This is a genomic window from Pseudomonas sp. GD04019, from assembly GCF_029837695.1.
GTDB lineage: Bacteria > Pseudomonadota > Gammaproteobacteria > Pseudomonadales > Pseudomonadaceae > Aquipseudomonas.
This window is the reverse complement of record NZ_JAOEEA010000005.1, coordinates 340,035-360,576: the sequence shown is the minus strand read 5'-3', so window position 1 is coordinate 360,576 and position 20,542 is coordinate 340,035. Positions and strand designations below refer to the sequence as shown.

The 20,542-nt window shown below is 66.0% G+C and carries 18 protein-coding genes and 2 pseudogenes; 14 read left to right on the top strand and 6 right to left on the bottom strand.

Features of this window, described 5'->3' with window-relative positions; translation table 11 throughout:
* Positions 1-260: pseudogene (locus N7607_RS11015) on the top strand (hypothetical protein); the annotation flags it as partial.
* Positions 261-322: 62 nt separating this feature from the next.
* On the opposite strand, the gene lpdA reads toward N7607_RS11015, so the two are convergent.
* Both lpdA and N7607_RS11005 read right to left on the bottom strand, forming a co-directional pair.
* Positions 323-1,723, bottom strand: a complete 1,401-nt coding sequence (gene lpdA, locus N7607_RS11010; RefSeq protein WP_279866785.1) for a dihydrolipoyl dehydrogenase — start codon at positions 1,721-1,723, stop codon at positions 323-325.
* An 18-nt stretch (positions 1,724-1,741) separates the two neighbouring features.
* Positions 1,742-2,944 (bottom strand): MFS transporter, encoded by a 1,203-nt coding sequence (locus N7607_RS11005; protein WP_279866786.1) that lies wholly within the window; start codon positions 2,942-2,944, stop codon positions 1,742-1,744.
* A 114-nt stretch (positions 2,945-3,058) separates the two neighbouring features.
* Here N7607_RS11005 and N7607_RS11000 point away from each other — a divergent pair.
* From N7607_RS11000 to N7607_RS10990, 3 genes and pseudogenes are all read left to right on the top strand, one after another.
* Positions 3,059-3,599 (top strand): annotated as a pseudogene (locus N7607_RS11000) (PaaI family thioesterase).
* A 197-nt stretch (positions 3,600-3,796) separates the two neighbouring features.
* The gene (locus N7607_RS10995) at positions 3,797-4,927 is read left to right on the top strand and encodes a thiolase family protein (protein ID WP_192400545.1); all 1,131 of its coding nucleotides are present in this window, start codon (positions 3,797-3,799) and stop codon (positions 4,925-4,927) included.
* Positions 4,928-5,021: 94 nt separating this feature from the next.
* Positions 5,022-5,582: a TetR/AcrR family transcriptional regulator gene (locus tag N7607_RS10990; RefSeq protein WP_279866787.1), complete on the top strand. Its 561-nt coding sequence runs from the start codon at positions 5,022-5,024 to the stop codon at positions 5,580-5,582.
* A 57-nt stretch (positions 5,583-5,639) separates the two neighbouring features.
* Here N7607_RS10990 and N7607_RS10985 read toward each other — a convergent pair whose 3' ends face one another.
* Positions 5,640-6,431, bottom strand: a complete 792-nt coding sequence (locus tag N7607_RS10985) for an SDR family oxidoreductase (protein WP_279866788.1) — start codon at positions 6,429-6,431, stop codon at positions 5,640-5,642.
* Positions 6,432-6,718: 287 nt separating this feature from the next.
* Between N7607_RS10985 and tauA the strand changes: the two genes are divergently transcribed.
* The 4 genes from tauA (at position 6,719) to tauD (ending at position 10,245) form a co-directional block, all read left to right on the top strand.
* Complete coding sequence (gene tauA, locus N7607_RS10980) at positions 6,719-7,696, top strand: taurine ABC transporter substrate-binding protein (protein WP_279866789.1); 978 nt, start codon at positions 6,719-6,721, stop codon at positions 7,694-7,696.
* Between the two features lie 84 nt (positions 7,697-7,780).
* Entirely contained in the window at positions 7,781-8,563 is a 783-nt protein-coding gene (gene tauB / locus N7607_RS10975) for a taurine ABC transporter ATP-binding subunit (RefSeq protein ID WP_279866790.1), read from the top strand.
* Positions 8,560-9,396 carry a taurine ABC transporter permease TauC gene (gene tauC / locus N7607_RS10970; RefSeq protein ID WP_279866791.1) on the top strand — a complete coding sequence of 279 codons (837 nt, stop codon included), beginning with the start codon at positions 8,560-8,562 and terminating at the stop codon, positions 9,394-9,396. The genes tauB and tauC overlap by 4 nt, the downstream gene beginning before the upstream one ends.
* Before the next feature lie 15 nt (positions 9,397-9,411).
* A complete protein-coding gene (gene tauD, locus N7607_RS10965; protein WP_279866792.1) occupies positions 9,412-10,245 on the top strand; it encodes a taurine dioxygenase in 834 nt (277 codons plus the stop codon).
* On the opposite strand, the gene N7607_RS10960 is transcribed toward tauD, so the two are convergent.
* Positions 10,242-11,483 (bottom strand): MFS transporter, encoded by a 1,242-nt coding sequence (locus N7607_RS10960; protein ID WP_279866793.1) that lies wholly within the window; start codon positions 11,481-11,483, stop codon positions 10,242-10,244. The genes tauD and N7607_RS10960 overlap by 4 nt on opposite strands.
* A gap of 227 nt (positions 11,484-11,710) precedes the next feature.
* Between N7607_RS10960 and N7607_RS10955 the strand changes: the two genes are divergently transcribed.
* From N7607_RS10955 to N7607_RS10930, 6 genes are read left to right on the top strand one after another with little or no spacing between them, the layout of a single operon-like run.
* On the top strand, positions 11,711-12,970 hold the full coding sequence (locus tag N7607_RS10955) for an SfnB family sulfur acquisition oxidoreductase (RefSeq protein ID WP_279866794.1): 1,260 nt from the start codon (positions 11,711-11,713) through the stop codon (positions 12,968-12,970).
* 3 nt (positions 12,971-12,973) lie between these two features.
* Positions 12,974-14,173: an SfnB family sulfur acquisition oxidoreductase gene (locus N7607_RS10950; RefSeq protein WP_279866795.1), complete on the top strand. Its 1,200-nt coding sequence runs from the start codon at positions 12,974-12,976 to the stop codon at positions 14,171-14,173.
* Positions 14,173-15,555 (top strand): LLM class flavin-dependent oxidoreductase, encoded by a 1,383-nt coding sequence (locus tag N7607_RS10945; protein ID WP_279866796.1) that lies wholly within the window; start codon positions 14,173-14,175, stop codon positions 15,553-15,555. The genes N7607_RS10950 and N7607_RS10945 overlap by 1 nt, the downstream gene beginning before the upstream one ends.
* The gene (locus N7607_RS10940; RefSeq protein ID WP_279866797.1) at positions 15,548-16,369 is read left to right on the top strand and encodes a MetQ/NlpA family ABC transporter substrate-binding protein; all 822 of its coding nucleotides are present in this window, start codon (positions 15,548-15,550) and stop codon (positions 16,367-16,369) included. The genes N7607_RS10945 and N7607_RS10940 overlap by 8 nt, the downstream gene beginning before the upstream one ends.
* 1 nt (position 16,370) lies before the next feature.
* Positions 16,371-17,441, top strand: coding sequence for a methionine ABC transporter ATP-binding protein (locus tag N7607_RS10935; protein WP_279866798.1), 1,071 nt, complete (start codon positions 16,371-16,373; stop codon positions 17,439-17,441).
* A complete protein-coding gene (locus N7607_RS10930; protein WP_279866799.1) occupies positions 17,425-18,078 on the top strand; it encodes an ABC transporter permease in 654 nt (217 codons plus the stop codon). The genes N7607_RS10935 and N7607_RS10930 overlap by 17 nt, the downstream gene beginning before the upstream one ends.
* A gap of 4 nt (positions 18,079-18,082) precedes the next feature.
* Here N7607_RS10930 and N7607_RS10925 read toward each other — a convergent pair whose 3' ends face one another.
* Together N7607_RS10925 and N7607_RS10920 are read right to left on the bottom strand one after the other, a co-directional pair.
* Complete coding sequence (locus N7607_RS10925) at positions 18,083-18,805, bottom strand: RNA methyltransferase (protein ID WP_279866800.1); 723 nt, start codon at positions 18,803-18,805, stop codon at positions 18,083-18,085.
* Positions 18,805-20,418, bottom strand: a complete 1,614-nt coding sequence (locus N7607_RS10920; RefSeq protein ID WP_279866801.1) for an NAD(P)/FAD-dependent oxidoreductase — start codon at positions 20,416-20,418, stop codon at positions 18,805-18,807. The genes N7607_RS10925 and N7607_RS10920 overlap by 1 nt, the downstream gene beginning before the upstream one ends.
* Positions 20,419-20,542: the final 124 nt, after the last annotated feature.

Here is a 20,542-nt window from a genome sequence, read left to right as displayed (position 1 = left end):
TTCAGATCAGAACCTCTTCTCGTCAGCGGGAGGCGCATTCTACAGCGTTCAAACCCGCTGTCAACCACCTCTTTCAACCGCTTTCGATCCACCTGATCGAAGCAACCAACAAGATCAAACCACCACCTTGTCAGCCCGGCGCATTCTACTCGAATTCGCCATCCGGTCAATCTCTTTTTTCATCCAACTCTTTGAATTTCAAAGCATTTTCCGAGAGGACTGCGCCGGAAGTGGTGCGCATTATAGGGGACCAAATCTAACCGTCAACTCCTTTGTGCAAAGTTTCTGCAATTCCCGCTTCTCCCTATATAAGAAGAGGACTTCATGCCTGCATGATCCAGCCCTCTACACCCATGGCGGCCTGGCGCAGTGCCTCGGAACGGGTTGGGTGCGGGTGGCAGATCAGCGCGATGTCTTCGGATGACGCGGCGAACTCCATGGCGACACAGTACTCGCCAATCATCTCGCTCACGCTCGGCCCCACCATATGGACGCCGAGGATCTCGTCGGTTCGCTCATCTGCCAGCACCTTCACGAAGCCTTCGGTTTCGTGATTGATCTTGGCGCGGCTGTTCGCAGTGAAGGGGAACTTGCCGACGCGGTAGCCGCGCCCTTCCGTCTTGAGCTGCTCCTCGGTCCTGCCGACGCAGGCCACCTCGGGCTTGGTGTAGATGACGCTGGGGATGACGCCATAGTTCACCTCGGCAGCCTTGCCGGCGATTTTCTCGATGCAGGCGATCGCCTCGTCTTCTGCCTTGTGTGCCAGCATCAGCCCTGAAGTGACATCACCGATCACCCAGATGCCCGGGATCGAGGTCTTATGATGCTCATTGGTCAGCATGCCGCGCTTGTCTGTAGCGAGGCCCACGCTCTCCAAGCCCAGCCCCTCTGTGTAAGGACGACGACCGATGGCCACCAGCACATAGTCGGCCTCCAACACCTGGGCCGAACCACCTGCGGCCGGCTCGATGCTCAGCTCCACCCCGCTGCCCTTCACTACCGCACCGGAGACCTTGCTGCCCAACTTGAAGCTCATGCCCTGCTTGCTCAGCGAGCGCTGCAACGTCTTGGCCGTCTCATCGTCCAGCCCGGGGCAGATTCGGTCCAGGTACTCGACCATCGTCACAGCACTGCCAAGCCGGCGCCAGACCGAACCCAGTTCCAGGCCGATGACTCCTGCGCCGATCACCACCAGATGCTTGGGCACCTCCGGCAGGGAGAGCGCACCGGTCGAATCCAGGATGCGCTGGTTGTCGATGGTCACGCCCGGCAAAGGGGTCGGCTCGGAGCCGGTGGCAATCACGATGTCCTTGGCCTGCAGTTCGGTCTGGCTGCCGTCGGCCGCCGTCACCTGCACCCGCCCTGCCCCGGCCAGCTTGCCCCAGCCCTTGATCCACTCGACCTTGTTCTTGCGAAAGAGGAACTCGATGCCCTTGGTCAGCGCGGCGACGCTCTCATCCTTCTGCTTCATCATCTGCGGCAGATTGAGCGTCGGCTTGACCTCGATGCCGAGGTTGGCGAATTCCTTGCCACTCGCCGCCTCATACAGCTCCGATGCGTGCAACAGCGCCTTCGATGGCATGCAGCCCACATTCAGGCAGGTGCCGCCAAGCGTTTCGCGTCCTTCGACACAGGCGACCTTGAGCCCGAGCTGGCCAGCCCGGATGGCGGCGTTGTAGCCGCCAGGGCCGCCGCCGATCACCACGACATCGTATGCACTCATGAAGCACTCCTTCTCGAATCAGCGACTAGCCGGCAATAACGCGGCGCTCGAACCACGGCGCAACAGGTGGAAGGCCGCAAAGGCCGCGGTGGCGAACAGGCCATGAAGAAGAACCATAGGCCAGGACGTGCCGTCCTGCAGAAGACCGAGTATCACCCCGGCCAGGGTCGCACCCGCCATCTGGGCAAAGCCCATGAAGCCCGCCGCCAGGCCAGCACGATGCGCATTGGGAATCACAGCGCCGGCCACCGACGCTGGCAGCACCATGCCACCGCCGATGGTCACGAGTACCTGCGGTAGAGACAGGCCAAGCACCGAGAGCCCAAACAGAGCGTGCACCAGTACCGTCAATGCCGCGCCGCTCGCGACCAAGGCGACGCCGATGGCGACGATACGTTGCGGGCCGAGCTGGAGAATTTTCTTCTGGGTGAACAACGCCCCGGCGATCAGCCCGGAGACGATGGCGCCAAAGGTAAGGCCATACTCCGCCGCACTCAGGCCAAGCAGCTTTATATAGGCAGCGGATGAGCCGGCGATCACCGCGAACATAGCGCCATAGGTGAAGGCCAGGGTCAGCGCAAAGGTACGCAGCGAGCGCCCTTGGAGCAGATCCCAATAGTCGCCTGCCAGGCCAAGCAGGCGACCGGCACGCGGATCAAGCTGCGCATTGCTCTCCCTATAAAGGAACAGCACCGCGAGCAGCGCGATGCTGCCGACCGAGAACGCCGCCAGCACTGGCGCCTGCCAGCCCCAATGCTGAGTCAGCTGACCGCCGAACATGGGCGCGAGAGCGATGGACGTCAGCATGCCGATGACCGTTAGCGCCAAGGCCGGCCCGGCTTCGGCCTTCCACACATCGCGCACCACGGCCCGCGCCAGCACCAGCGCCGAACAGGCACCCAGCCCCTGCAGCGCCCGTGCGGCGATGAGCTCGGTGAGATCCCCAGCCAGCAACATCCAGCCGGTCGCTACCAAGTACACCAGCAACCCGGTCACCAACACCGGTCGCCGCCCTAGGCGATCGGACAGCGGCCCGACGATCAGTTGGCCGAGTCCGAATGCCGCCACGAATATCGACAACGCGGCCAGGCTCGACCCTGGTTTGGCCGCAAAACCCTGCTCCAGCTCCGCGAGCGCGGGGATCAATAGCTGAGTGGAAATCTCGCCTAGTGCTGTAAGCGTCATAAGGATCAGCAGCAGGGTTCTGGTTGGCTTCGACATTGCATTTCTCCCACATCTGCAGCACCCAGGAATGGCACCGCACATTTATATTTTGACCATAATATAAAATATGGAATGATGCCAATCATTCATTGCCATTCACAGGAGCCAAGCATGCAAACAACTACCCGAGAACAGACCCTCGCCAACTGGCTGGAAGCCGAGCGTAGCGCCCGTACCAAGCTGGGTAAGCCCGGCACCCCTGTCGCTGAAACAGGTCAGCGAGCTGAGCGCTCAGGAATTCTTCGACCGTATCGGTAGTGGCGAGCTGCCCAGCCCGCCCTTTGGTCATCTGGTCGACTTCATTCCGCTGGAATGGGAGCCGGGCCGCTTCCTGTTCCAGGGCACGCCCGACGCTCGCCACTACAACCCGCTGGGTAGCGTGCATGGCGGCTACGCGGCCACCCTGCTCGACTCCTGCATGGGCTGCGCCGTGCATACCCAGCTGAAAACCGGCCAGGGCTACACCACCATGGATCTGCGCATCAGCTACGTGCGTGCCATCACCGCCAGCACCGGACCGATCCGCGCCGAGGGACGCGTCGTCCACTTGGGCCGTTCCACCGCACTGGCCGAGGGTCGGCTGTATGACGTGGATGACCGCCTGTACGCGGTAGGCTCCACCACCTGCATGATTCTCGATTTACGCGGCTGACCAACCTCGCGGGCCGCCAGTACGCTACAACGGCAGCCCGCACCCAACCAACTGGATTGCTCTCCCCACCAATCACCTCGATAGAACCCACCAATCATTAAATTACATTCGACATCTATACGGTCGTTTGAATTACTCCTATCATATTTCTGCGGATGGCGAATCCACGCCTCCCTCACCGTCACAGGACTACAGCCATGACCTCCATCGTGATCGCCGGCTACGCCCGCTCCCCCTTCCACTTCGCCAAGAAAGGCGGATTGATCAATCTGCGTCCGGACGACCTGGCGGCCCAGGTACTGAAGGGGCTGGTCAACAAGCTCGATCTCGACCCAAGCCTGCTGGAAGACGTGATCATGGGCTGTGCCTATCCAGAGGCCGAACAGGGCATGAACATCGCCCGCATCGCCAGCTTCCGCGCCGGTTTCCCCGAGACCCTCGGCGGTGCCACGGTCAACCGCTTCTGCGGCTCGTCGATGACCTCGGTGCACTTCGCTGCCGGGCAGATCATGCTCGGTGCCGGCGAGGCCTTCCTCTGCGCCGGCGTGGAATCCATGACCCGCGTGCCCATGGGCGGCTTCAACATCTCGCCCAACCCGGCGCTGATGAGCAGCTTCCCGCAGGTCTACATGGCCATGGGACATACCGCCGAAGAAGTGGCCAAGCGTTTCGAGATCAGCCGCGAGGAGCAGGAAGCCATGGCGGTCGAGTCCCACGCCAAGGCCGTGCGCGCCCGTGAGCTCGGCTACTTCAAGGACGAGATCCTCGCCGTGGAAACCCCTGAAGGGGTGATCGACGAAGACGGCTGCATCCGTCCTGGCACCAATGCCGAAGCCCTGGCCGGGCTGAAGCCGGCCTTCGGCGGCAGCGTCACCGCCGCCACCTCCTCGCCTCTCACCGACGGCAGTGCCGCCGTGCTGGTCTGTACCGAAGAGTTCGCCCGCCGCCACAAGCTGGACATCCTGGCCCGCATCAAGGCCGTCGCCGTCGGCGGCTGCGCCCCGGAAATCATGGGCATGGGCCCAGTGGTCGCGACCCGCAAGGTACTGGAGCGCGCCGGCCTGAGCATCGACGACATCGATCTGGTCGAGATCAACGAGGCCTTCGCCAGCCAGTCCATCGCCTGCGTGCGCGAGCTGGGCCTGGACATGGCCAAGGTCAACATCGATGGCGGCGCCCTCGCCCTCGGTCACCCGCTGGGCGCCACCGGCGCGCGCATCACAGGTAAGGCCGCGTCGCTGCTCAAGCGCACCGGCGGGCGCTATGCCATCGCTACCCAGTGCATCGCCGGCGGCCAGGGCGTGGCCACACTGCTCGAAGCGGTCTGACCACCACGGGCGCGGCTCCTCGCCGCGCCCGCATTCCCTGCTCAGCGTGTAAGATGAAGGTCAGCATTCCAATTCTTGCCTGGAACTGACCGTCATGCGCTATTCCGAAGACCACAAAGCCAAGACCCACCAACGCATCGTCGACGAGGCCGCCCTGCGCTTTCGCCGTGACGGTGTGCTGGCCACCGGGCTGCAGCCGTTGATGAAGGCCCTGGGCCTGACCCACGGCGGCTTCTACGCCCACTTCAAGTCCAAGGACGATCTGGTCGAACAGGCGCTGCAGCAGAGCGCCGATCAACTCAAGGATGGCCTCACCGACCTCAAGCAAGCGCCGAACCCATTGCAGGAGCTGATCAAGCGCTACCTCTCCGCCGCTCACGGGCAATCGCCTGGCCTGGGTTGCCCGCTGCCGACCATGTCGGCCGAGCTGGGCCAGCGCGGCCAGCCAAGCCCGGTGACCGACCGTATCGTGCGTGATCGCCTGCAGACGATCGCCGGCAACCTCTCCGGCGAAGACGCTGAAAAACAGAGCGCGCTGATCCTCTCGGCCATGGTCGGCGCCCTGGTGCTGTCGCGCAGCGTCACCGATCCCGAACTGGCCGAACTGCTGCGCGCCGGTACCCGCGACCTGCTGCTGCAACAGACCGAGGCCTGAACCGCGCCCACAAAAAAGCCCTCGCGGTCTTCCGCGAGGGCTTTCTGCTTTCCGACTTCAGCGCTTGTAGCGCGGCGCCGCGTGGTTGCGCGACAGGTTCGGTCCCAGCACCGCGCGGGCGGCGACGAAGGCTTTCCAGTCGGCAGCGTCCGGCAGCGAGGGGATGGTGATCAGCTCGCCCTGATCGAAACCGGCCAGCGCCGCGTCGACCATCTCGCCGACCTCCATGATCATCTCCGGCGGCAGCTTGCTGCCATCCATGCCGCTGCGCTCCCAGATCTCGGTGCGGGTCACGCCCGGCAGCACGGCCTGAATCTGCACACCTTTGCCCGCCAGCTCGCCGTTCAGGGTCTGGGTCAGGCTCAACACGTAGGCCTTGGAGGCGCTGTACACGGCGTTGAACATTTCCGGCGCCAGGGCCACTACCGAAGCGACGTTGACGATGGCGCCACGACCACGCTCGGAGAACTGTGCGGCGGCTACCGAAGCCAGGCGGGTCAGCGCCACGACGTTGAGCTGGATGAGCTTCTCGGCCAGGTCCAGATCGGCTTCGGCCAGGGTGCCGTTGGTGGCGATGCCAGCGTTGTTCACCAGCAGGCCGATCTCGGCGTCGTTGTGCAGGCGTGCTTCCACTGCGCTCAGCTCGGCCTTGTCACCCAGATCGGCCTTGAGCACCTCCACCTTCACACCATATTCCTGGCTCAAGCGGCCGGCCATGGCTTCCAGACGCTGAATGTCACGCGCGACCAGCAGCAGGTCGTGACCGCGACGCGCCAGACGCTCGGCATAGGTAGCTCCGATGCCTGCCGATGCGCCGGTGATCAGCGCCTTGCCCAGTTGTTTGCTCATCTTCGTCTCTCCGCTTCTGTGTGGTTGGCCAGCGCTCGCTGGATTACGGTCGTCATATTATATGATGGATATCATTAAACAAACGTCTTTTCCCTATGGCCACGATAGAAGCCAACAGCGAAGCGCGACTTATGAATATAAAAATAGTCTAAAAAAGTATTTATCTATTCCATTTTTATCAATTAGCTTTGCTCTACCGGACCACCGGACAACCCAAAAAGAACGACATCTGTCCAGTGGCTCGACCTTCCCCGGAACGGTACGTGCCCGCCCGAGGAGCATCCCCCATGAGCATTCCCTTCGCCCGCCGCCTGCTGGCGGTACTGACGATTTCCAGCCTGAGCCTGACTGCCGCCGCCGCCGACTTCACCGTCGCCTACCAGACCACCGTCGACCCGGCCAAGGTTGCCCAAGCCGATGGCGCCTATGAGAAAGCCAGCAAGTCCGAGATCGACTGGCGCAAATTCGACGGCGGCGCCGAAGTGATCACTGCCGTAGCTTCCGGCGACGTGCAGATCGGCTACGTAGGCTCCAGCCCGCTGGCTGCCGCGGCCACCCGCCAGCTGCCGGTACAGACTTTCCTGATCGCTACCCAGATCGGCGCCGCCGAGGCCCTGGTCGCCCGCGACGGCAGCAACATCACAAAACCGGAAGACCTGATCGGCAAGAAAGTCGCCGTGCCCTTCGTCTCCACCGGCCACTACAGCCTGCTGGCCGCGCTGAAGCACTGGAATATCGACCCGGCCAAGGTACAGGTCCTCAACCTGGCGCCGCCGGCCATCATTTCCGCCTGGAAGCGCGGCGACATCGACGCCACCTACGTGTGGGACCCGGCCCTGGGCGTAGCCAAGGAGAACGGCAAGGTGCTGATCACCTCCGGCGAGCTGAGCGAGCTGGGCGCGCCGACCTTCGACGCCTGGATCGTGCGCAAGGACTTCGCCGAGAAGCACCCGGAAGTGGTCCGCGCCTTCGCCAAGGTGACCCTCGACGCCTACGCCGACTACCGCAAGGACCCGAAAGCCTGGCTGGCCAACCAGGACAACATCGCCAAGGTGGTGAAACTCTCCGGCGCCAAGGCCGAAGACATCCCGCTGCTGCTACAGGGCAACGTCTTCCCGCTGGCCGCCGACCAGGCTACCGCCCTCGGTGCGCCGACCACCCAGGCCATCACCGACACCGCCAAGTTCCTCAAGGAGCAAGGCAAGGTCGACGCCGTGCTGCCTGACTACGCCCCCTACGTCAGCAACCAGTACGTCACCAACTGAGCATCGGGCCCTCACTCCTGATGGAGTGAGGTTCGGCGGCGGCAAGGAAGCCGCCGCCGGATGCATCCACACAAAGAGAACGACATGGCCCTACTCGAACTGGAGCGCATCGGCGCACAGTACCCCGGCGCGGCCGAACCGGTACTGCACGACATCTCCCTGACCCTCGGCCCCGAGCAGCTGCTGGTCGCCCTCGGCCCCTCCGGCAGCGGCAAGACCAGCCTGCTCAACCTGATCGCCGGCTTTACCGCCCCGAGTGGCGGTCGCATCAGCCTCGACGGCAAGCCCGTCACCGGCCCCTCCGCCGAACGCGGCGTGGTGTTCCAGGACGATGCCCTGCTGCCCTGGCAGAACGTGCTGGACAACGTCGCCTTCGGCCTGCAGCTGGCCGGTGTGCCACGCGCACAACGCGAGGCCAAGGCCCGCGAGCTGTTGGCCCTGGTCGATCTGGCTGGCTTCGAGCAGCGGCATATCTGGGAACTCTCCGGCGGCCAGAAACAGCGCGTCGGCCTGGCCCGTGCGCTGGCCGCCGATCCACGCCTGCTGCTGATGGACGAACCCTTCGGCGCGCTGGACGCCTTCACGCGCGAACAGATGCAGGAACTGCTGCTGCAGGTCTGGGGGCGCACCGCCAAGCCGGTACTGCTGATCACCCACGACATCGAGGAAGCGGTTTTCCTCGCCACCGACCTGGTACTGCTGGCACCCAATCCGGGGCGCATCGCCGAGCGCCTGCGCCTGGACTTCGGCAAGCGCTACGCCGCCGGCGAGAGCGCCCGCGCCATCAAGTCCGATCCCGACTTCATCGCCACCCGCGAGCATGTGCTCACCCAGGTCTTCGCCGAACGCCAGAGGATGCACGCATGAGCAGCTACGAGTTCGTCTACGCCAAGAGTGAGGCCGAACAGCGGGACGAGCGCGCGCCACGCCGCCAACTCAGCCTGCTGAGCCTTGGCCTGATCAGTGTCGGCAGCCTGCTGTGGCTCTGGTGGGCAGTCACTGCCGCAGGCCTGATCGAGCCGCTGTTCCTGCCCAGCCCGCAGACCGTGCTGGCGCGTGGCTGGAAGCTGATTAGCGAAGGCTATCTGGATGCCAGCCTGTGGCAGCACCTGGGTGCCAGCCTCGGCCGTATCGGCCTGGCCCTGCTGTTCGCCGTGCTCAGCGCCATCCCGCTGGGCATCGCCATGGGCCGCAGCCGCCTGGTGCGTGGCCTGGTCGACCCGTTGATCGAGTTCTACCGGCCGATTCCGCCACTAGCCTACCTGCCGCTAATCGTCATCTGGTGCGGCATCGGCGAGCTGTCCAAGGTGCTGCTGATCTACCTGGCGATCTTCGCCCCCATCGTCATCGCCACCGCCACCGGCGTGCGCAGCGCCGACCCGGCCAAGCTGCGCGCCGCCCAGGCCCTTGGCGCCACACCGGCGCAACTGGTGCGCCACGTGATTCTGCCCAGCGCCCTGCCGGACATTCTCACCGGCGTGCGCATCGGCCTCGGCGTCGGCTGGTCGACCCTGGTCGCCGCCGAGCTGATCGCCGCCCAGCGCGGCCTCGGCTTCATGGTGCAGTCGGCGGCGCAGTTCCTGGTTACCGACGTGGTGATCCTCGGCATCCTGCTGATCGCCGTGATCGCCTTCGCCCTGGAACTGGGCCTGCGCGCCCTGCAACGCAAACTGGTGCCCTGGCACGGCCAGGCCCACTGATCCGGAAGTAGAGTCATGAGCCTCAACATCACGCCACTGAGCCCGGCCCTGGGCGCCATCGTCGGCGGCACCGACCTGCGCCAGCCGCTGGCGGACGCCGACCAGCGCGCCATCGAGCAGGCCTTGCTCGACCACCAGGTACTGTTCTTCCGCGCCCAGCCGATCGAGCCACGGCAGCAGGCGGCCTTCGCCGCACGCTTCGGCGACCTGCATATCCACCCGATCTACCCGAACATCTCCGAGCAGCCGGAAGTGCTGGTGCTCGACACCGCCGTCACCGACGTGCGCGACAACGCCATCTGGCACACCGACGTGACCTTCCTCGATACCCCTGCTCTGGGCGCCGTGCTGGCCGCCAAGCAGCTGCCGGCCTATGGCGGCGACACCCTGTGGGCGAGCAGCAGTGCAGCCTTCGAGGCGCTGTCGCAGCCATTGCAACGCCTGCTCGATGGCCTGACCGCCAGCCACGACTTCACCCGTTCGTTTCCGCTGGAGCGCTTCGGTAACACGCCCGAGGCGCTGGAGCGCTATCACGAAGTGCAGCGCAAGCACCCGCCGGTGACGCACCCGGTGGTGCGCACCCATCCGGTCACCGGGCGCAAGGGATTGTTCGTCAACGAGGGCTTCACCACGCGGATCAACGAGCTGGAGCCGGCCGAGAGTGACGCGCTGCTGCGCTTCCTGTTCGCCCATAGCACCCGCCCGGAATTCAGCATCCGCTGGCGCTGGCAGGAAAACGACGTGGCCTTCTGGGACAACCGGATCACCCAGCACTACGCGGTGGACGACTACCGCCCGACGCGGCGAGTGATGCACCGCGCCACCATCCTGGGTGATCGCCCGGTCTAGTCCTTCTTGGCGTCCGGCGACGCATCCTCGAAGCGGTCCACGGTGCGCAGGCTGCGGAAGCCCCACATCCAGCCACCAACCACGCCGAGGGTGCACAGGCTGCCCAGCACCGCCGCCGGCACGGCGCCGAACCAGGCGGCGCTGCTGCCGGCGCGGAACTCGCCCAGCTCGTTGGAAGAGCCGATGAACAGCATGTTCACCGCATTCACCCGGCCGCGCATGGCGTCCGGAGTGGAGAACTGGATCAGCGAGGAACGGATGTACATGCTCACCATGTCCGCGCCGCCGGCCACCACCAGCGCAGCGAACGACAGCCAGAACAGGCTGGACAGCGAGAACACCAGGTTGGCCACGCCGAACACCGCCACCGCGATGAACATGCTCATGCCCACGTGGCGGTTGAACGGCCGCACGCTCAGGTAGAAGCCCACCAGCACCTCGCCGATGGCCATGGCACTGCGCAGGATGCCGAGGCCGGTCGGCCCGACTTCCAGCACCTCCTGGGCGTACACCGGCAGCAGGGCTACCACGCCGCCGAGCAGCACGGCGAACAGGTCCAGCGAGATGGTGCCGAGGATGATCGGCCGCGAGCGGATGAAGTGGATACCCGCGGTGAAACGCTGCCAGGCCGTGGCCTCGAGCGGTTTGCTCTCCTCGCGAAAACGCACCTGAACGAACGCCAGCATCAGCACGCCAGCGGCGAAGAACATCAGGCACAGCGCGTAGGTCAGCTCGCCGCCACCAATGGCATAGAGCACACCGCCCAGTACCGGGCCGGAAATGGTCGAGGCGCGCACGATCATGCTGTTGGCCGCGATGGCCGCCGCCAGGCTCTCGCGCGGGACGATCTGCGGCAGCAGGCTGGACAAGGCAGGCCCGGTGAAGGCACGGGCGCAACCGTAGGCCACCAGCACGCCGTAGAACGCCTCGACCGGCCCATGGATCAGCGACAACCACAGCAGCACCGCGGCGCAGATCGCCTCCACGCCCCAACTCAGGCCGAGAATCCATTTGCGGTCGAAACGGTCGATCAGGTCGCCGGCCGGTAGCAGCAGGAACAGCATCGGCAGGAACTGGGCGAGGCCGACATAGGCCAGCGACATGGGATCACGGGTCAGGTCATAGACCTGCCAGGCCACCACCACCGCCATGATCTGTACGGCGAACATGGCCAACACACGGGCGGCGAGGAAAGGCAGGAAGCCGGGTTGGCGGTAGACGGACAGTTCGGCGGACACGGCGCAAGTCCCGAGGCAGAAAGGGAACGGCGCAATCTACCGGAGCAAAAGCTGTCCGGGCAAACAACTCACGGGCACATGCATATACCTAAATTTCATTTAGAGAATTCAAAACAAATCAATAGGCTATAAAAACCGGACCACCGGAGCACCGCACTTCTTCACGCCGCTCCGTTGCGCCCTCATCCCGGTGCCCGTTGCTGGCACATCCACAAGATGAGGTTTGCATGACAAGTCCGATTACCCTTGAGGACAGCACCGAGGTTCTGAGCTCTTCCGACCAGGACATCGCCCCCGCGCTGCTCCCCGCCGCCGTGCTCGGCAGCGATGCCGAAGCCCTGCAGGCCGCCCGCGAGCTGGCCCGTGCCGCCGAAACCGAGGCCATCGCCCGCGACCGCGAACGTCGCCTGCCCTGGGAGCTGGTGGAGCGCTTTACCGCCAGCGGCCTCGGCAGCATTGCCGTGCCGCGCGAGTTCGGCGGCCCGCAGCTGTCGTACGTCACCATCGCCGAAGTGTTCCGCATCGTTTCCGCCTCGGACCCGGCCCTGGGGCAGATCCCGCAGAACCACTTCGGCCTGCTCGGCCTGTTGCGCGTCGTCGCCAGCCCGGAACAGCAGCGCCGCCTGTTCGCCAGCGTGCTGGCCGGCTGGCGCATCGGCAACGGCGGCCCCGAGCGCGGCAGCAAGCACACCCTGGACATCCAGGCGCGCCTGATGCAGCGCAATGGCCGCTGGCTGTTCAGCGGCGAGAAGTTCTATTCCACCGGCGCCCTGTTCGCCCACTGGATCGCCGCCAAGGCCCTGGACGAGGCCGGCCGGCCCTGGCTGGCCTTTATCCAGCGCGGGCGCCCGGGCCTGCGCATCGTCAACGACTGGTCCGGCTTCGGCCAGCGCACCACCGCCAGCGGCAGCGTGCTGCTCAACGAGGTGGAAGTCGACGTGGACAACCTGATCCCGCTCTGGCCATTGTCCGAACAGCCAAGTATCCAGGGCGCCTTCTCCCAGCTGATCCAGGCCGCCATCGACCTGGGCATCGCCGACGCCGCCCTGCGCGACGCCATCACCTTCGTTCGCGACAAGGCACGGCCGTGGATCGACGCAAAGGTCGAGCGCGCCGGCGATGATCCCTACGTGATCGCCGATGTCGGCCGCCTGCAGGTCGAGCTGCACGCCGCCGAGGCGCTGCTGCACAAGGCAGGTCGCGTGCTGGATGAAGTCGCCGCCGCGCCCGTCGATGCCGATGGCGCCGCCCGTGCTTCCATCGCCGTGGCCGAAGCCAAGGCGCTGACCACCGAAATCTCGCTGGTCGCCAGCGAGAAGCTGCTGGAACTGGCCGGCAGCCGCGCGACCCTGGCCGAGTTCGGCCTCGACCGCCACTGGCGCAACGCGCGCACCCACACCCTGCACGATCCGGTGCGCTGGAAGTACCACGCCATCGGTGCCTGGCACCTCAACGGCCGCCACCCCAATCGCCACTCCTGGATCTGAGCCATGAACGCACCTCTGAACACTGGCGCGGCGAAGATCCGCGACGACGCCCAGGCCCTGGCCACCGCCGAACGCCTGGCCCAGGACTTCGCCGCCAGCGCTGCCGAGCGCGACCGCGAACGCCAGCTGCCACACACAGAACTCGACGTCTTCAGCCGCTCGGGCCTGTGGGGCATCACAGTACCCAAGGCCTTCGGCGGCCCTGGCCTGTCCAGCGTCACCCTGGCCAAGGTCATCGCCCGCATCGCCCAGGCAGACGGCTCCCTCGGGCAGATTCCGCAGAACCACTTCTACGCCCTGGAAGTACTACGGGTGAACGGCAGCGCGACGCAACAGCAGCGCCTGTACGCCGAGGCCCTGGCCGGCAAACGCTTCGGCAACGCCCTGGCCGAGCTGGGCACCAGGACAGCGCTGGACCGCAACACCCGCCTGACCCGCACCGATACCGGCTACCGCATCGACGGGCGCAAGTTCTACTGCACCGGCGCGCTGTTCGCCCAGCGCATTCCGACCCTGGCGGTGGACGAGCACGGAGTCGGCTTCCTCGCCTTCGTCCCGCGCGAGGCCAAGGGCCTGCAAGTGATCGATGACTGGAGCGGTTTCGGCCAGCGCACCACCGGCAGCGGCAGCGTGCTGTTCGACGGCGTGCCGGTAGCCGCCGACGACGTGGTGCCGTTCCAGAGCGCCTTCGAGCGGCCGACCACGGTCGGCCCCTTCGCCCAGCTGCTGCACGCCGCCATCGACACCGGCATCGCCCGCGGCGCCTATGAGGACCTGCTGCAGTTCGTGCGGCACAAGTCGCGGCCGTGGATCGACGCCGGCGTAGATACAGCCGTCGAGGACCCGCTGACCCAACAGGAGATCGGCAAGCTGCGCGTGCGCCTGGCTGCTACCGAGGCGTTGCTGGAGCGCGCCGGCGAGTTCGTCGACCGCGCCCAGCTGGCGCCGGACGAGGCCAGCGTGGCGGCCGCCTCCATCGCCGTGGCCGAGGCCCGCGCGATCAGCACCGAGGCCTCGCTGTTGCTCGGCAGCAAGCTGCTGGAGCTATCCGGCAGCCGCGCCACCCTGGCCGAGTACGGCCTCGACCGCCACTGGCGCAATGCCCGCACCCACACCCTGCACGACCCGGTGCGCTGGAAGTACCACGCCATCGGCGACTACACCCTCAACGAGCGCCTGCCACCGCGCCGGGGGACTATCTGATGGCCAAGCAGCTGCTGCTCAACGCCTTCAACATGAACTGCGTCGGCCATATCAACCACGGCCTGTGGACCCACCCGCGCGACCGCTCGGTGGACTTCAACCGCCTGGACTACTGGACCGACCTGGCTCGCCTGCTGGAACGCGGGCTGTTCGACGGGCTGTTCCTCGCCGACATCCTCGGCGTCTACGACGTGTACCAGGGCGGCGTCGACCTGACCCTGCGCGAAAGCATCCAGCTACCGGTCAACGACCCGCTGCTGCTGGTCTCGGCCATGGCCGGCGTCACCTCGCACCTGGGCTTCGGCGTCACCGCCAACCTGAGCTACGAGGCGCCCTTCACCTTCGCCAGGCGCATGAGCACGCTGGACCATCTCACCAATGGGCGGGTCGGCTGGAACATCGTCACCGGCTACCTGGAGAGCGCCGCCCGCGCCATGGGCCACAGCGAACAGGTGGAGCACGACCGCCGCTACGACCAGGCCGACGAGTACCTGGAGGTGCTCTACAAGCTCTGGGAAGGTAGCTGGGCAGATGACGCCGTGCTCGCCGACCGCAGCCGGCGCATCTACGCGCAGCCGCACAAGGTCCACCCGATCCGCCACCACGGCGAGTTCTATCAGGTCGAGGGCTACCACCTCAGCCAACCCTCGCCGCAGCGCACACCGCTGCTGTTCCAGGCCGGCTCCTCCGCGCGCGGCCTGCAATTCGCCGGCAGCCACGCCGAATGCGTATTTATCGGCGGGCAGAACAAGGAAGCGGTACGCGCCCAGGTCGACAAGGTGCGCGCCGCGGCCGTCGTAGCCGGGCGCCCGGCAGACGCGATCAAGGTGTTCATGGGCATCAATGTGGTGGTGGCGCCGAGCGAGGCCGAGGCACGCGACAAGCTGGCCGAGTACCAGCGCCACGCCAGCCCCGAGGCCGGCATCGCGCATTTCTCCGCCTCCACCGGCATCGATCTGGCGAGCTTCGGCTTGGACGACCCCATCGTCGAGCGCAAGACCAACGCCATTGAGTCGGTAGTGAAGAGCTTCAGCGGCTGGACCAAGCGCCGCCTGCTGGAACAGCACGCCCTCGGCGGCCGCTACCCGCAGGCGGTCGGCTCGCCCACGCAAGTGGCCGACCAGTTGCTGGCCTGGATCGACGAGACCGGCCTGGACGGCTTCAACCTCACCCGTACCGTCACCCCGGAGAGCTACGTCGACTTCATCGACCTGGTGATCCCCGAGCTGCAACAACGCGGCCGCTATAAGACCGCCTACGCAGACGGCGCCCTGCGCCACAAGCTGTTCGGCCAAGGCCCGCGCCTGGCCGCACCACACCCGGCCGCCAGCTGGCGGCAATCGAATCTACCGACCGAAGAAAAGGAACCTCGCCATGCGTAAAACCATTCGTAGCTTCACTGCACGCAGTTTCGTCCTGGGCGCCGCCGCCCTTGGCCTGCTGCTGGCCGGCGGCCTGGCCCAGGCGGACGAACCGCTCAAGCTCGGCACCACCGCCGCCTTCGCCCCGCCGCTGGAAGTGGCCGTGGCCGAAGCCAAGGCCCAGGGCCTCGACGTGGAACTGGTGGAATTCACCGACTGGATCGCGCCCAATGTCAGCCTGGCCAATGGCGACATCGACGTTAACTACTTCCAGCACATCCCCTTCCTGGAAAATGCCAAGCAGGAAGGCGGCTACGACCTGGTGCCGGTGGCGCGCGGGGTGATCAACAACGTCGGCCTCTACTCGAAGCAGCACAAGAACTTCGCCAGCCTGCCGCAAGGCGCCACCGTGGCCATCGCCAATGACCCGGTCAACGGCGGCCGCGGCCTGCAGCTGCTGGAGAAAGCCGGGCTGATCAAGCTCAAGCCCGGCGTCGGCTACAAGGCCACCCTGGAAGACATCACCGACAACCCCAGGCACCTGAAGATCATCGAGCTGGAGGCCGTGCAGCTGGTACGTGCACTGGACGAAGTCGACCTGGCCCAGGGTTACCCGCACTACATCCGCCTGGCCGGCACCCTGGACGCCGAGTCCGCCCTGTTGTTCGACGGCCTCGACCACCCCGAGTACATCATCCAGTTCGTCGCCCAGCCGCAGAAGGCCAAGGACGCGCGCGTGCTCAAGTTCATCGACATCTACCAGCATTCGCCGAAAGTGCGCGCCGCCCTCGACCAGTCCCACGGCAAGCTCTACCAGGCCGGTTGGGAGAGTTGAAATGAGCGGCTTCCAGGCCCACCTGCCGCAGGCCACCGGCGAGGCGCAGCTGCGCTTCGTCGGTGTCGGCAAGACCTACACCACCGGCGTGCGCGCCCTCATCGACATCGACCTGGCCATCGAGCACGGCGAAATCTTCGGCATCATCGGCCGCAGCGGCGCCGGCAAGTCGTCGCTGCTGCGCACCATCAACCGCCTGGAAAAACCCACCAGCGGCCGCGTGCTGATCGAGGGCGTGGACATCGGCCAGCACGACTACGACCAGCTGGTGGCGCTGCGCCGGCGCATCGGCATGATCTTCCAGCACTTCAACCTGCTCTCGGCCAAGACCGTGCGGCAGAACGTCGAGTTGCCGCTCAAGGTCGCCGGCGTGCCGCGCGAGGAGCGCCGGCGCAAGGTGGACGAGCTGCTCAAGCTGGTCGGCCTGGAGGGCAAGCACGACGCCTACCCGGCGCAGCTCTCCGGCGGGCAGAAGCAGCGCGTCGGCATCGCCCGCGCGCTGGTGCACGATCCGGACATCCTGCTGTGCGACGAGGCCACCAGCGCGCTGGACCCGGAGACCACCCAGGCCATCCTCGCCCTTCTGCGGCAGATCAACCTGCGCCTGGGGCTGACCATCGTGCTGATCACCCACGAAATGGCGGTGATCCGCGACATCTGCGACCACGTGGTGGTGCTGGAACAGGGCGAGATGGTCGAGCAGGGCCCGGTCTGGCGGGTGTTCGGCAACCCTAGCCACGAAGTCACCCGCACCCTGCTGGCGCCGCTGCAACATGAATTGCCGGACGACCTCAAGGCGTGCCTGCGCAGCTACCGCCTGACCCCGGACGACAACCTGGTGCTGCGCCTGCACTACGCCGGCCACGGCGCGCCGGACCTGCAGGGCCTGGGCAGCGCGCTCGGTGGCCGGGTGACCCTGCTCGACGGCGGCATCGAACGCATCCAGGGCCGTCCGCTCGGTCGTCTGTTGCTGGAAGTAGCCGGCTCCGCACTGGAACCGGAACAACTATTGAGCGCCGCCCGCCGCCTGGCGGACCGCGCGGAGGTCGTCGGCTATGCCACTGCTGCTTGAACGACTTTGGCAGGGTCTGCTCGACACCTTGCTGATGGTCGGCGTGTCGTCCCTGCTGGCCCTGCTCGCCGGCATCCCGCTGGCGGTATTCCTGGTCACCAGCGGCCGCGGCGGCCTGTTCGAAGCACCAAAGCTGAACCGCCTGCTCGGCGCCATCGTCAACCTGTTCCGTTCGGTGCCGTTCCTGATCCTGATGGTCGCGCTGATCCCCTTCACCCGCCTGCTGGTCGGCACCACCTACGGTGTGTGGGCCGCCGTGGTGCCGCTGACCATCGCCGCCACGCCGTTCTTCGCACGTATCGCCGAAGTCAGCCTGCGCGAGGTCGACCACGGGCTGATCGAGGCCGCCCAGGCCATGGGCTGCCGGCGTCGGCACATCATCTGGCACGTGCTGCTGCCCGAGGCCCTGCCCGGCATCGTCGGCGGCTTCACCATCACCCTGGTGACCATGATCAACTCCTCGGCCATGGCCGGCGCCATCGGCGCCGGCGGCCTCGGCGACCTGGCCTACCGCTACGGCTACCAGCGCTTCGACACCCAGGTAATGCTGACGGTGATAGTCGTGCTGGTGGCGATGGTTAGCCTGATTCAGTTGGGTGGGGACAGATTGGCGGGGCGATTGAACAAGAGAAGTTGAGCCGCTAGCGGCTCAGCTCGTAGGCGCACATGTTGACCGTCGAGGCCAGGTTCAGCGACTCGATGGCACCACAACCGGCGATGGTGAACGGCTGCGCGTTCAGCGCAGCAAGCTGCTCGCGCGGTACGCCGCGGGCCTCGTTGCCGAACAGGTAGCAGTCGAAACTCTTGAAGCTGGCGGACTGCAGGCTGTCGCCCTGCATGTCCAGACAGGCGATGCGCGGGAAGCGCTCGGCCAGCGAGTCCAGCGCTACATCCAGCTCCAGCGGCGCATGGAAGATCGCGCCCATGCTGGAGCGCACCACCTTGGGGTTGTACGGATCGACGCTGCCGGGGCTGAGCAGGCAGCGGAAATTTCCGAACCAGGCCAGGGTGCGCAGGATGGTGCCGAGGTTGCCCGGGTCCTGGATCTCGTGCAGGTAGATGGCGCGCTCGCCGGCAGCCACCGGCACGGCGCCTTCCGGCATCGGCACCACGGCGACGATGCCCTGCGGCGTCTTGGTGTCGGACACCTGTGCCATCTGCCGCTCGCCGATCACATGGGTCTTGAACGGGCTCTGCCACTGCTCGTGGGCGGCGGTCACGTACAACTGGCTGCGCTGCAGCAGCGGGTTGTGCACGGCCGCCTTCTGCAGCTCCAGCACCAGGTGCTCGCCCTCCACCAGGAAGTGGCCGAACTCGGCGCGGTACTTCTTCTGCTGCAGCTTCTTGATGTCGTCGAGTTTCATCAGTGGCTCGCCAGCAGCGACTTGGCCACTGCCTCGGCGACCTTGATGCCGTCCACGCCGGCCGAGAGGATGCCGCCGGCGTAGCCGGCGCCCTCGCCGGCCGGGTACAGGCCCTTGAGATTGAGGCTCTGCAGGCTCTCGTTGTCGCGGGTGATGCGTACCGGCGAGGAGGTGCGGGTCTCGATGCCGGTGAGGATCGCGTCATCGCGGTCGAAGCCGCGAATCTGCTTGCCGAAGGCCGGCAGCGCCTCGCGGATCGCCTCGATGGCGTATTCCGGCAGCGACGGCGCCAGGTCGCCCAGGCGCACGCCGGGCTTGTAGGACGGCTCGACCTCGCCGAACTCGCTCGACGGCGTGCCGCGGATAAAGTCGCCCACCAATTGGGCTGGCGCGCAGTAGTCGCGACCACCCAGCTCGTACGCGCGCGACTCCAGACGCTCCTGGAACTCCACGCCAGCCAGCGGGCCGCCAGGGAAGTCCTGCTCCGGGTTGATGCCAACGACGATGCCGGCGTTGGCGTTGCGCTCGTTGCGCGAATACTGGCTCATGCCGTTGGTGACCACGCGCTCCGGCTCGGAGGTAGCGGCCACCACAGTGCCGCCCGGGCACATGCAGAAGCTGTACACGGCGCGGCCGTTCTTGGCGTGGTGCACCAGCTTGTAGTCGGCGGCGCCCAGCTCCGGATGGCCGGCGTACTTGCCCAGGCGCGCCTGGTCGATCAGGCCTTGCGGGTGCTCGATGCGGAAGCCGATGGCGAAGGGCTTGGCCTCGATGAACACGTTCTGCCGATGCAGCATGCGGAAGGTATCGCGCGAGCTGTGGCCCAGCGCCAACACCACGTGGCGGCTGCGAATGGTCTCGCCATTGGCCAGCACCACGCCTTCGAGCTGGCCATCGTCGATCAGCAGGTCGCTGACCCGGCTCTCGAAACGCACCTCGCCGCCCAGGGCGATGATCTCCTCGCGCATGGCGGCGACCACACCGGTGAGGCGGAAGGTGCCGATGTGCGGCTTGCTGACGTACATGATCTCTTCCGGCGCGCCGGCACGGACGAACTCGTGCATCACCTTGCGCCCGTAGAACTTGGGGTCCTTGATCTGGCTATACAGCTTGCCGTCGGAGAACAGACCCGCCCCGCCCTCGCCGAATTGCACGTTGGACTCCGGCGTCAGCACTTTCTTGCGCCACAGGGCCCAGGTGTCCTTCGTGCGTGCCCGTACATCCTTACCGCGCTCCAGCACGATCGGCTTGAAGCCCATCTGCGCCAGCAGCAGTGCGGCGAACAGGCCACAGGGACCGAAGCCCACCACCAGCGGGCGCTCGGTCAGCCCGGCAGGCGCCTGGCCGACCGGATAGTAGTGGGTGTCGGGCGCCACACGGATGTGCTGGTCATTGGCGAAGCGCGCCAGGACCGCCGCCTCGTCGCGCACCTCGAGATCGATGATGTAGATGAACAAGATGACACTGTTCTTCTTGCGCGCATCGTAGCTGCGCTTGAATACGGTGAAGTTCAGCAGGTCGGCGTCGGCAATGCCCAGGCGTCGGACTATGGCCTGGCGCAGTTCATCGGCGGAATGATCGAGGGGCAGAGACAGTTCGTTGATGCGAATCATGGGTAATCCTGGCCGGTCGACCCGGCAAAGGAAGCAGATAAGGAGGGGTAAGGCGCCAATTGTAGCCGCCGCCGCCCACCCCTGTCAGGCCGCCGCGCCCCGTGGGTTTAACCTGCGGCGCACT

What these genes read in the sequence shown, in the direction of transcription:
- lpdA (WP_279866785.1), bottom strand. Translation starts at nt 1,723, where the DNA reads ATGAGTGCATACGATGTCGTGGTGATCGGCGGCGGCCCTGGCGGCTAC.
- N7607_RS11005 (WP_279866786.1), bottom strand. Translation starts at nt 2,944, where the DNA reads ATGTCGAAGCCAACCAGAACCCTGCTGCTGATCCTTATGACGCTTACA.
- N7607_RS10995 (WP_192400545.1), top strand. Translation starts at nt 3,797, where the DNA reads ATGACCTCCATCGTGATCGCCGGCTACGCCCGCTCCCCCTTCCACTTC.
- N7607_RS10990 (WP_279866787.1), top strand. Translation starts at nt 5,022, where the DNA reads ATGCGCTATTCCGAAGACCACAAAGCCAAGACCCACCAACGCATCGTC.
- N7607_RS10985 (WP_279866788.1), bottom strand. Translation starts at nt 6,431, where the DNA reads ATGAGCAAACAACTGGGCAAGGCGCTGATCACCGGCGCATCGGCAGGC.
- tauA (WP_279866789.1), top strand. Translation starts at nt 6,719, where the DNA reads ATGAGCATTCCCTTCGCCCGCCGCCTGCTGGCGGTACTGACGATTTCC.
- tauB (WP_279866790.1), top strand. Translation starts at nt 7,781, where the DNA reads ATGGCCCTACTCGAACTGGAGCGCATCGGCGCACAGTACCCCGGCGCG.
- tauC (WP_279866791.1), top strand. Translation starts at nt 8,560, where the DNA reads ATGAGCAGCTACGAGTTCGTCTACGCCAAGAGTGAGGCCGAACAGCGG.
- tauD (WP_279866792.1), top strand. Translation starts at nt 9,412, where the DNA reads ATGAGCCTCAACATCACGCCACTGAGCCCGGCCCTGGGCGCCATCGTC.
- N7607_RS10955 (WP_279866794.1), top strand. Translation starts at nt 11,711, where the DNA reads ATGACAAGTCCGATTACCCTTGAGGACAGCACCGAGGTTCTGAGCTCT.
- N7607_RS10950 (WP_279866795.1), top strand. Translation starts at nt 12,974, where the DNA reads ATGAACGCACCTCTGAACACTGGCGCGGCGAAGATCCGCGACGACGCC.
- N7607_RS10945 (WP_279866796.1), top strand. Translation starts at nt 14,173, where the DNA reads ATGGCCAAGCAGCTGCTGCTCAACGCCTTCAACATGAACTGCGTCGGC.
- N7607_RS10940 (WP_279866797.1), top strand. Translation starts at nt 15,548, where the DNA reads ATGCGTAAAACCATTCGTAGCTTCACTGCACGCAGTTTCGTCCTGGGC.
- N7607_RS10935 (WP_279866798.1), top strand. Translation starts at nt 16,371, where the DNA reads ATGAGCGGCTTCCAGGCCCACCTGCCGCAGGCCACCGGCGAGGCGCAG.
- N7607_RS10930 (WP_279866799.1), top strand. Translation starts at nt 17,425, where the DNA reads ATGCCACTGCTGCTTGAACGACTTTGGCAGGGTCTGCTCGACACCTTG.
- N7607_RS10925 (WP_279866800.1), bottom strand. Translation starts at nt 18,805, where the DNA reads ATGAAACTCGACGACATCAAGAAGCTGCAGCAGAAGAAGTACCGCGCC.
- N7607_RS10920 (WP_279866801.1), bottom strand. Translation starts at nt 20,418, where the DNA reads ATGATTCGCATCAACGAACTGTCTCTGCCCCTCGATCATTCCGCCGAT.